A 10,577-nucleotide genomic window follows, 5' to 3' on the forward strand; every position below is an offset into this window, starting at 1 on the left:
CGCGCATCTACTGGCGAGTGGTGCTGCCCAGCCTGCGCCCGGTGTTCTTCAGCTCGCTGATGATCCTTTCGCACATCGCCATCAAGAGCTTCGACCTGGTCGCGGCGATGACTGCCGGTGGCCCCGGGTACTCGTCCGACCTGCCGGCGATGTTCATGTATTCGTTCACCTTCAGCCGCGGCCAGATGGGCATGGGTTCGGCCAGCGCCATGCTCATGCTCGGGGCGATCCTCGCGATCCTCGTGCCTTACCTGTATTCGGAGCTGCGGAGCAAACGCCATGCATAGCCCTGCCCAAAAACCGCCACTGAGCCCCAGCCGCATCGCCATCCACGTGGTGTTGCTGATTGCTGTGCTGCTGTACCTGGTGCCGCTGGTAGTGATGCTGCTGACCAGCTTCAAGACCCCGGAAGACATCAGCACCGGCAACCTGCTCAGCTGGCCCTCGGTGATCACCGGCATCGGCTGGATCAAGGCCTGGGGCACGGTCAGCGGCTACTTCTGGAACTCGATCATGATCACCGTGCCTGCGGTGCTGATCTCCACCGCCATTGGCGCGCTGAACGGCTACGTGCTGTCGATGTGGCGCTTTCGCGGTTCGCAGCTGTTCTTCGGCCTGCTGCTGTTCGGCTGCTTCCTGCCGTTCCAGACCGTGCTGCTGCCGGCCTCGTTCACCCTTGGCAAGCTCGGCCTGGCCAGCACCACCAGTGGCCTGGTGCTGGTGCACGTGGTCTACGGCCTGGCCTTTACCACGCTGTTCTTCCGCAACTTCTACGTGAGCATCCCCGAGGCGCTGGTCAAGGCTGCTCGCCTGGACGGAGCCGGGTTCTTCACCATCTTCCGCCGCATCATCCTGCCGATGTCGACGCCGATCATCATGGTCTGCCTGATCTGGCAGTTCACCCAGATCTGGAACGACTTCCTGTTCGGGGTGGTGTTCTCCAGCGGCGAATCGCAACCGATCACCGTGGCCCTGAACAACCTGGTCAATACCAGCACCGGGGCCAAGGAATACAACGTCGACATGGCGGCGGCGATGATTGCCGGCCTGCCAACGCTGCTGGTCTACGTGGTGGCAGGCAAATATTTCGTCCGCGGGCTGACGGCCGGCGCGGTAAAGGGGTAAGTCATGGCAACGCTCGAACTTCGCAATGTGAACAAGACCTACGGCAGTGGTTTGCCAGACACCTTGAAGGATATCCAGCTGTCGATCAGGGACGGCGAGTTCCTGATCCTGGTCGGCCCGTCGGGCTGTGGCAAATCCACCTTGATGAACTGCATCGCCGGGCTGGAGCAGATCAGCGGCGGCGCGATACTGATCGACCAGCAAGACGTCAGCGGCATGAGCCCCAAGGATCGCGACATCGCCATGGTGTTCCAGTCCTACGCGCTGTACCCGACCATGAGCGTGCGCGAAAACATCGAGTTTGGCCTGAAGATCCGCAAGCTGCCGCAGGCCGCCATCGACGAGGAAGTGGCGCGCGTGGCCAGGCTGCTGCAGATCGAGCACCTGCTGGCGCGCAAGCCGGCGCAACTGTCCGGTGGCCAGCAGCAGCGCGTGGCCATGGGCCGGGCGCTGGCGCGGCGGCCGAAGATCTACCTGTTCGACGAGCCGCTGTCCAACCTCGACGCCAAGCTGCGGGTCGAGATGCGCACCGAAATGAAACTGATGCACCAGCGCCTGAAGACCACCACCGTGTACGTCACCCATGACCAGATCGAGGCCATGACCCTGGGCGACAAGGTGGCGGTGATGAAGGACGGCATCATCCAGCAGTTCGGCACCCCGCAGCAGATCTACAACGACCCGGCCAACCAGTTCGTGGCCAGTTTCATCGGCTCGCCGCCGATGAATTTCATTCCGGTGCGGCTGACGCAGCAGGATGGCCGACTGCTGGCGCTGCTCGACAGCGGCCAGGCGCGCTGCGCGCTGCCTCTGGGCATGGCGGCTGACGACCTTGACGGCCGCGAGATCATCCTTGGTATCCGCCCGGAGCAGATTACCCTGGGGGCAGCAGAGGGCAATGGCCTGCCGGGCATTCGCGCCGAGGTGCAGGTGACCGAGCCCACCGGGCCGGACCTGCTGGTGTTCGTCACCCTCAACCAGACCAAGGTGTGCTGCCGCCTGGCACCGGACGTGGAGTGCCGGATCGGCGACAGCCTGAACCTGCAACTGGACCCGGCCCGGGTGCTGCTGTTCGATGCCGACAGCGGCCAGCGCCTGCGCCTGGCCAGCACTGGCGCAACCGCCAAGGACAACGTGGCTCACTTCAAAGGCCGTTGACTCGTCTACACCATCAATAAGAAAAAAGAGGACGCAAAGGGATGGAACAGCGCAAACGCATCAGGACATTGGGCTCGCTGGCATTGCTCGCCGTGGTCGGCAGCAGCGGCGCGCAGGCTGCCGAGGCATTTTCCAGCGAATCGAAATGGATGACCGGCGACTGGGGCGGCACGCGCACCGAGTTGCTGGACAAGGGCTATGACTTCACCCTCGATTACGTCGGCGAGGTGGCCGGCAATCTGAACGGGGGCTACAACGACGACAAGACCGCACGCTACAGCGACCAGTTTGCCCTCGGTGCGCACCTGGACCTGCAGAAGATTCTTGGCTGGCACGATGCCGAGTTCAAACTGGCGATCACCGAGCGCAGCGGGCGCAACCTGTCCAACGACCGCATCAGTGATCCGCGTGCCGGGCAGTTCAGCTCGGTGCAGGAGGTGTGGGGCCGCGGCCAGACCTGGCGCCTGACGCAGATGTGGGTCAAGCAGAAGTACTTCGACGGCGCGCTGGACGTGAAATTCGGCCGCTTCGGCGAGGGCGAGGACTTCAACAGCTTCCCCTGCGACTTCCAGAACCTGGCCTTCTGCGGCTCGCAGGTGGGCAACTGGGTAGGCGGCATCTGGTACAACTGGCCGGTCAGCCAGTGGGCGCTGCGGGTGAAGTACAACATCACACCGGAATTCTTCGTCCAGGTCGGCGCCTTCGAGCAGAACCCCTCCAACCTGGAAACCGGCAATGGCTTCAAGCTCAGCGGCAGCGGTACCAAGGGGGCCATCCTGCCGGTAGAGGCCGTGTGGTCGCCCAAGGTCAATGGCCTGCCGGGCGAGTACCGCCTGGGCTACTACTACAGCACGGCGAATGCCGACGATGTGTTCGACGACGTCAACGGCAACCCGCAGGCGCTCAGCGGTGGCGCCTTCAAGTCGCACTCCAGCAAGCATGGCTGGTGGGTGGTCGCGCAGCAGCAGGTGACTGCCCAGGGCGGCGATATCAACCGGGGCCTGAGCCTGTTCGCCAACTTCACGGTGCATGACAAGGCCACCAACGTGGTCGACAACTACCAGCAGGTGGGACTGGTCTACAAGGGTGCCTTCGACGCCCGCCCCAAGGATGACATCGGCTTCGGTGTGGCGCGTATTCATGTAAATGACGACGTGAAGAAGCGCGCCGAACTGCTCAACGCCCAGAGCGGTATCAGTGATTACGACAACGCAGGCTTCGTGCCGCTGCAGCGTACCGAGTACAACGCCGAGCTCTACTACGGCTTCCATGTCACCAACTGGCTGACCGTGCGGCCCAACTTGCAGTACATCAAAAGCCCTGGCGGGGTGGATGAAGTGGACAACGCGCTGGTCGCAGGTTTGAAGATTCAGTCGTCATTCTGAGGGCAATTGTTGTAAATTTACGCCAATCCCTTTTCGGTTCCCGGCACCCACTGGCCTGCAGTGGGTGTCGGGGATAGGCCGAGACAGCGCTATCTCAAACAACAAGAGCTCTGAACCATGCCCGAACATCCGCTCCATCGCTTCTTTTCCTCGCAGCGGCCAAGGCCGACATTCGAGTGGGAGCGTTACCAGCAGCGCGATGTGCTGATCATCGATCATCCCCGTTGCCAGGCAGTGTTCAGCCGCCAGGGCGCGCAGCTGCTGCACTTTCAACCGGCCGGAGAACGGCCTTGGCTGTGGTGCGCCGAGCAGTGGCCGCAGGTGGGGGCGATTCGCGGGGGCGTACCGGTGTGCTGGCCCTGGTATGGCCGCCACCCCAGCGAAGACCTGTGGCCAGCCCATGGCTGGGCACGCCTGCTGGACTGGAAGCTGGTGGACAGCCGCGAGGACGAGGAGGGCGTGACCCTGAAGTGGCGGCTGGACCTGTGCGACTGGCAGGTCGACCTGCATGCGCGGCTGGGAAGCCGCATGGAACTGAGCCTGAGTACCGAGCACCAGGACAGTGAACCTTGCCAGCTGAGCCATGCGCTGCTGGCCTACTGGCGCATCAGTGACGTGTCCGAGATAGCGCTGTCCGGGCTTGAGGATATCGAGGGCTACGACCGCCTGAACCGCCAGGCCTGCCGTGAAGATGGCGCGCTGAAGCCCAAGGGTGGCTGCCAGAAGGTCTACCCGGGAACGCCGCGCGTGCAGTTACAGGACCCGGCCTGGCAGCGCGAGCTGTGCATCGATACCGGCGACAGCGATGACACGGTGGTGTGGCACCCCGGCAACCGCCCGTTGATGGGCGTGAGCGGCCGCGAATCCCAGCGATTTATCTGCGTCGAGGCCGCCAGCGGCAGTGGCGAAGGCCTGAGCCTGGCCCCAGGGCAACGCGCCCACCTGCGGCTGCAGGCGCACCGGCTCAGTTGAGTTCGTCGTCCTCGATCGGGTAGCGGCTGGCGTTGAGGCTTTCCTTGATCTTGCGCAGGTGCGGCTGGAAATCCACACCGCGGCGCAAGGTCATGCCGGTGGCCAGCACATCGAGCACGGTCAGCTGGATGATCCTCGAGGTCATCGGCATGTAGATGTCGGTGTCTTCAGGTAGCGGAATATGCAGGCTCAGGCTGCAAGCGTTGGCCAGCGGCGAGCCGGCGGCGGTCAGGCCCAGCACCGAGGCGCCGTTTTCGCGGGCCAGGCGGGCCACTTCGACCAGTTCCCGGGTGCGCCCGGTGTAGGAAATGATCACGAACAGGTCACCGGTGTGGGCCACCGAGGCCAGCATGCGCTGCATCAGCACGTCGGCGTGGGCCGACACCGCCAGGTTGAAGCGGAAGAACTTGTGCTGCGCGTCCAGGGCGACCGGTGCCGAGGCGCCGAGGCCGAAGAAGTGGATCTGCCGGGCCTGGATCATCATGTCCACGGCACGGCTGACCTGCTGCGGGTCGAGCTGCTGGCAGGCGCTGTCGAGCGAGGCGATGGCACTGGCGAAGATCTTCTGGGTATAGGCTGCCGGGTCGTCGTCGGCCTCTACTGCGCGGCTGACGTAGGCGGCGCCGCTGGCCAGGCTCTGTGCCAGCTGCAGCTTGAGTTCCGGGTAGCCGCTGACGCCGAACGACCGGCAAAAGCGGTTGACGGTCGGTTCGCTGACCTTGGCCGCCTGAGCCAGCGCAGCGATGCTGAAACGGGTAGCTTGTTGCGGGTTGAGCAGGATGACTTCGGCGACTTTGCGTTCGGCCTTGTTCAGCTCGTCCAGGCGTCCCTGGATCTGTTCCAGGAGGTTTCGCACGCGGTCCATGGGTGTGTCCTTGGGTCGGGAAGGCAGCCGGCTGTGGGAGCAGCAGGCTTTTTGCAGGGTCGTCTATCGTACTGTCGGTACGGTTGACGTACCACTTGTCTGTAACACTTGTGGGTAATGTTGTGGTTTTTACTACATTTACCCTTGAAAACCGTATGTGAAAGCGGTATTCCTAGTACAACTTTAGGAAAGAACCAACATCATGGCTGCGATCAGTGTCGAACCTTGCACCTTTGCCCTGTTTGGCGCCTTGGGCGACCTGGCATTGCGCAAGCTGTTTCCTGCGCTCTACCAACTCGACCGTGCCAACCTGCTGCACGCTGATACCCGCCTGCTGGCGCTGGCCCGCGAGGCAGGCAGTGCGCAGGACCACCTGAACACTATCGAAGCACACTTGCGCCGGCATGTGCCCGAGGCGGATATCGAGCCTGCTGCGCTGGGCCGCTTTCTGGGTCGCCTGGGCTACCAGCACCTGGATTTTCTGCAACCCGAGGGTTACCAGGCGCTGGCCGGGCAACTGCCAGGCGAACTACCGCTGATCGCCTATTTCGCCACTGCCGCGGCGGTGTACGGGGCCATCTGCGAAAACCTCGACAAGGCCGGGCTGGCCACACGCACCCGGGTGGTGCTGGAAAAACCGATCGGCCACGACCTGGAATCGTCGCGCCGGGTCAACGATGCCGTGGCGCGGTTCTTCCCCGAAAACCGGGTGTACCGTATCGACCATTACCTGGGCAAGGAAACGGTGCAGAACCTGATTGCCCTGCGCTTTGCCAACAGCCTGTTCGAAACCCAGTGGAACCAGAATTCCATCTCCCATGTGGAGATCACGGTTGCCGAAAAAGTCGGCATCGAGGGCCGCTGGGGCTACTTCGACAAGGCCGGCCAGCTGCGTGACATGATCCAGAATCACCTGTTGCAGCTGCTGTGCCTGATCGCCATGGACCCGCCCAGCGAACTGTCTGCCGATGCCATTCGCGACGAGAAGGTAAAAGTGCTCAAGGCCCTGGCGCCGATCACTGGCGATGGGCTGAGCACGCGTGTGGTGCGTGGCCAGTACATTGCCGGCTACAGCGAAGGCAAGCCGGTACCTGGCTACCTTGAAGAAGACAACGCCAACGCCCAGAGCGACACCGAAACCTTCGTCGCGCTGCGCGCAGACATTCGCAACTGGCGCTGGTCCGGCGTGCCGTTCTACCTGCGCACCGGCAAGCGCATGCCGCAGAAGCTGTCGCAGATTGTCATCCATTTCAAGGAAACACCGCACTACATCTTCGCCCCGGAACAGCGTTTGCAAATCGGTAACAAGCTGATCATCCGCCTGCAACCGGACGAAGGCATTTCTTTACGGGTGATGACCAAGGAGCAGGGCCTGGACAAGGGCATGCAACTGCGCAGCGGCCCGTTGCAGCTGAATTTTTCCGACACCTGGCGCAGCACAAGGATTCCGGATGCCTACGAGCGGCTGCTGCTCGAAGTGATGCGCGGCAACCAGAACCTGTTTGTGCGCAAGGACGAAATCGAGTACGCCTGGAAGTGGTGCGACCAGCTGATCGCCGGTTGGCGGAACGCGGGCGATGCGCCCAAGCCTTATGCGGCAGGCTCGTGGGGGCCGATGAGCTCGATTGCACTGATCACTCGCGATGGGAGGGCCTGGTATGGCGACATCTGAGGCGATAACCGAACTGAAACTGCCAGCGGACGTGAATGCACACGCCCTGGCCGACGCCAACACCCTGGCCACGACTCTGGCCAATGACGTGGCTGAACGTCTGCGTGCGGCCGTTGCGGCCAAGGGCGAGGCCTGCGTTGTGTTGTCCGGCGGCCGCAGCCCGGTGCCGTTCCTGGAGAAACTTTCTGGCCAGAGCCTGGACTGGGCAAAGGTCACCGTCAGCCTGGCCGATGAACGCTGGGTGCCAGTGGAGCACGCTGACAGCAACGCCGGCCTGCTGGCCCGTCACCTGCTCAAGGGGCCGGCGGCCAAGGCGCGCTTCGTTGGCTTGTACCAGCAGGCTGAAAGCCTGGATGCCGCTGCGCTCAAGGCCGACCAGGCTTTGGCTGCGCTGCCGGTGATCGATGTGCTGGTGCTCGGCATGGGTGACGATGGCCATACCGCCTCGCTGTTCCCCGCCAGCCCCGAGCTGAAAGCAGGCCTGGACCTGGCGAGCTCACGCCGCTGCCTGCCGATGCTGGCACCTGGCGTGCCGCACCAGCGCCTGTCGATGACCCGCGCGCTGCTGGCCAGTGCCGCCTTCATCGCGCTGTCCGTGCAAGGGCAGGGCAAACTCGCTACCCTGCGCGCCGCGCTGGGTGGCAACGACCTTACCGAAATGCCGATTCGCGCTTTTCTTCACGACCCCCTGGACATCTACTGGTGCCCATGAGCCAAGGATCTACAGTCATGACCACCCTCGAACGCCCACAGGCCCTGCTCTCGATGGCCGATAAAGCCGCACGGATCGACGCCATCTGCAAAAAGGCGCGCATCCTGCCGGTGATCACCATCGCCCGTGAGGAAGATATCCTGCCGCTGGCTGATGCGCTGGCTGCTGGCGGCATCCGCACCCTGGAAGTGACCTTACGATCACAGCACGGCCTGAAGGCCATCCAGGTGCTGCGCGAACAGCGCCCGGAGCTGTGCGTCGGCGCCGGTACGGTGCTGGACCGCAGCATGTTCGCCGCTGTTGAGGCGGCAGGTGCGCAATTCGTCGTTACACCGGGCATTACTCCGGACGTGCTGGCGGCGGGAGTAGACAGCGAAATTCCATTGCTGCCGGGTATCAGCACGCCGTCCGAAATCATGATGGGCTATGCCTTGGGCTATCGCCGGTTCAAGCTGTTTCCGGCGGAAATCAGTGGCGGCGTGGCGGCGATCAAGGCCTTTGGGGGGCCGTTCGGTGATATCCGCTTCTGCCCGACCGGTGGCGTGAACCCGGCCAATGTCCGCAATTACATGGCCTTGCCCAATGTGATGTGCGTGGGTGGTACCTGGATGCTCGACAGCAGCTGGATCAAGAACGGCGACTGGGCGCGGATCGAGGCGTGCAGCGCGGAGGCGATGGCGCTGCTGGACGCCAACTGAATTTGTTGTGTGCTTTACGGCTTGTGGGGCGCTTGGTCGGCGCCCTTTTTTTCGCCTGCAAGAAAGTATTCCTGCTGAAGGAGCGTGTTGTCGACCGTTAAGTTTGTACCTCTTTCGGTAACAGGGGAACTAACGGTGATCAGTCATCACGAACATGAATTTAAAGGGTCGTATGAGATTGAGCGCCACCTGTATGGTGCGCAGGGTTTGCAAGCGGGGAGTTGGGTTGCCGGGAAAACGGTTTTTGGCAGCATTAAAGTGAACGGTGTTTCTGTCGAGTGCTATACCCGCCCCGCTTTTGCCTACCTTTCTTATTGCTCCCGGGTGCAGGAGAGTCGTTCTGATCAATATGTAAGCCGGCAGCATTACTGGTGTGGGCTTGGTCGGGAATTCATGGGCGATATCGGGTGCGCGTTCAAAATCAGTGCGGGCGTTAATCGGGCAAATTCATTGTCCGGCATTGTCACTGATTTGCCTGCTCATGTGTTGTGGGGCGAACCCAGCGAGCACGTGCGCGATGTGTATTTGAACGGTAGTGCGGCATATCTGATTTATCAGGTGAATATCGCTTACGCCCATTGCCTGCTCGCAAACAAAATAAGCAAAGAACTCCAAGGTGCGTTTTGCGATGTGGGCGGGCAACAGGTGCTTGTGTCCGCAACCGCCACCAGTAGCCTGGTTGCAGTCGATGAATCGCAGGCTGTTGAGCTTGCTGGCTGGCCCCTTATAAAGCAGGCAGTGCTTGAGCGGGCAGGGCTGGGTGTACTTCAGTTTGACTACGCTGCACGAGATGTTCCCTTCTATCGATATAAATAAGAATACTTGACAGGAAATCAGATGATATGAGCTTTATTGACAAGGCAATGGTCAAGGACATCGGAGACTTTCCGCACAAGCGCGGGTCTTATGAGGTTGAGAATTATTTGCTTGGTGGTGACGGTGCAGTCAACGCCGGTTGCTGGATATATGATAAAACCGTCTATGGCGACATGAAGCTGGGGCCGCAGAATTGGGCGACATACAGTACGCCGGTCTTGGCTTACCTGGCGCATTTGAATACCGTACGTGTGCCCAGTAGCGTCAAATATATACAGGACGTGGCTGTAACCGAGGGGTATAGCTCGACATTCACTTCAACATTGGAAACGGAAATTGGTCTGGGGTCTGGTTTTCTGGGGTGTGTGATCGGTGGCAAGTTGACGTCGAGTTCCAGTGAGGGGATTTACGGGTCTACGGTCAATACGCGTAAAATTGAAATGGAAGGCCCAGGAGTGTTTAATATCTACCAGTTGCACTATGTCTATGCGCATTGTGTGACGTCGGCAGGTAACTTTGGGGATTTCTTCGAGTATTCGAAGTGCCAAAAAATCAAAAATCGCGAAGACCTGTTCTTCCTGACTTCGCTGGCCAGTGAAACCACCGTTGCTGTTGCCTAAAAATACTCTATTGCGCCGCTGGGCTGGGGAGAGATACAGATTGCCGCCCTCATGGACGGATACAATGCAGAGTTCAATAGTGGCCGTTTTGCCTTCGACTGGAAGGCCCGTAATCTTCCCGGGTGTCATTACTGAAGAAAGCCATGAGCAACCCGCCATTGGCGGATGGCTACTCGCTTGGTACTTCTGCGCTACACCTGCAGATGGCGCGTTGGTTGTGCGGCAGGTTTACCACGATAGGGCAGTAAATAAAAAAGCCCGCATCACAGGATGCGGGCTTTTTCATTCATTGCAGCACGGCTCAGGCCGCCTTGGCTTCCTGCTGGCTCAGCGAACGGTTCAGCGCGCTGAACAGCGCCTTGAAGCTGGCCGTGGTGATGTTTTCATCGATACCCACACCGTGCACCGGACGGCCGCCAGCGACGCGCAGTTCGATGTAGGCCGCAGCCTTGGCATTGGTACCCGCGCCAATGGCATGCTCGTTGTAATCCATGATCTCCACGGCAATCGGCAGGCCGGCTACCAGCGCTTCCAGGGCACCATTGCCCTTGCCG

At 61.3% G+C, this 10,577-nt stretch carries 11 protein-coding genes and 1 pseudogene; 10 read left to right on the plus strand and 2 right to left on the minus strand.

Annotated elements, in window-relative coordinates:
- The 5 genes and pseudogenes from HP547_RS16515 to HP547_RS16535 all read left to right on the plus strand — a co-directional run.
- Positions 1 to 287 (plus strand): annotated as a pseudogene (locus tag HP547_RS16515) (sugar ABC transporter permease); the annotation flags it as partial.
- Positions 280 to 1,125 (plus strand): carbohydrate ABC transporter permease, encoded by an 846-nt coding sequence (locus HP547_RS16520; protein WP_172224402.1) that lies wholly within the window; start codon positions 280 to 282, stop codon positions 1,123 to 1,125. The pseudogene HP547_RS16515 and the gene HP547_RS16520, both read left to right, overlap by 8 nt.
- Before the next feature lie 3 nt (positions 1,126 to 1,128).
- Positions 1,129 to 2,283 (plus strand): ABC transporter ATP-binding protein, encoded by a 1,155-nt coding sequence (locus HP547_RS16525; RefSeq protein WP_172286855.1) that lies wholly within the window; start codon positions 1,129 to 1,131, stop codon positions 2,281 to 2,283.
- Between the two features lie 41 nt (positions 2,284 to 2,324).
- Entirely contained in the window at positions 2,325 to 3,668 is a 1,344-nt protein-coding gene (locus tag HP547_RS16530) for a carbohydrate porin (RefSeq protein ID WP_172286856.1), read from the plus strand.
- Positions 3,669 to 3,785: 117 nt separating this feature from the next.
- Positions 3,786 to 4,640 (plus strand): D-hexose-6-phosphate mutarotase, encoded by an 855-nt coding sequence (locus HP547_RS16535; RefSeq protein ID WP_172286857.1) that lies wholly within the window; start codon positions 3,786 to 3,788, stop codon positions 4,638 to 4,640.
- On the opposite strand, the gene hexR is transcribed toward HP547_RS16535, so the two are convergent.
- A complete protein-coding gene (gene hexR / locus HP547_RS16540; RefSeq protein ID WP_169774905.1) occupies positions 4,633 to 5,496 on the minus strand; it encodes a DNA-binding transcriptional regulator HexR in 864 nt (287 codons plus the stop codon). The genes HP547_RS16535 and hexR overlap by 8 nt on opposite strands.
- A 211-nt stretch (positions 5,497 to 5,707) precedes the next feature.
- On the opposite strand from hexR, the gene zwf reads away from it, so the two are divergent.
- The 5 genes from zwf (at position 5,708) to HP547_RS16565 (ending at position 10,023) form a co-directional block, all read left to right on the plus strand.
- Positions 5,708 to 7,177, plus strand: coding sequence for a glucose-6-phosphate dehydrogenase (zwf, locus tag HP547_RS16545; protein WP_172286858.1), 1,470 nt, complete (start codon positions 5,708 to 5,710; stop codon positions 7,175 to 7,177).
- Positions 7,149 to 7,889, plus strand: a complete 741-nt coding sequence (gene pgl, locus HP547_RS16550) for a 6-phosphogluconolactonase (RefSeq protein ID WP_172286859.1) — start codon at positions 7,149 to 7,151, stop codon at positions 7,887 to 7,889. The genes zwf and pgl overlap by 29 nt, the downstream gene beginning before the upstream one ends.
- A gap of 17 nt (positions 7,890 to 7,906) precedes the next feature.
- Positions 7,907 to 8,587 carry a bifunctional 4-hydroxy-2-oxoglutarate aldolase/2-dehydro-3-deoxy-phosphogluconate aldolase gene (locus tag HP547_RS16555; protein WP_172221574.1) on the plus strand — a complete coding sequence of 227 codons (681 nt, stop codon included), beginning with the start codon at positions 7,907 to 7,909 and terminating at the stop codon, positions 8,585 to 8,587.
- An 87-nt stretch (positions 8,588 to 8,674) separates the two neighbouring features.
- Positions 8,675 to 9,403, plus strand: coding sequence for a monalysin family beta-barrel pore-forming toxin (locus tag HP547_RS16560; RefSeq protein WP_172286860.1), 729 nt, complete (start codon positions 8,675 to 8,677; stop codon positions 9,401 to 9,403).
- Between the two features lie 26 nt (positions 9,404 to 9,429).
- Complete coding sequence (locus tag HP547_RS16565) at positions 9,430 to 10,023, plus strand: monalysin family beta-barrel pore-forming toxin (protein WP_256676357.1); 594 nt, start codon at positions 9,430 to 9,432, stop codon at positions 10,021 to 10,023.
- 301 nt (positions 10,024 to 10,324) lie between these two features.
- Here the strand turns inward: HP547_RS16565 and HP547_RS16570 are convergent.
- Positions 10,325 to 10,577: alpha-isopropylmalate synthase regulatory domain-containing protein (locus HP547_RS16570; protein WP_306140507.1), on the minus strand; the 253-nt coding region annotated here is incomplete at its 5' end.

This window comes from Pseudomonas sp. CM27 (assembly GCF_013179515.1).
Taxonomy (GTDB): Bacteria; Pseudomonadota; Gammaproteobacteria; order Pseudomonadales; family Pseudomonadaceae; genus Aquipseudomonas.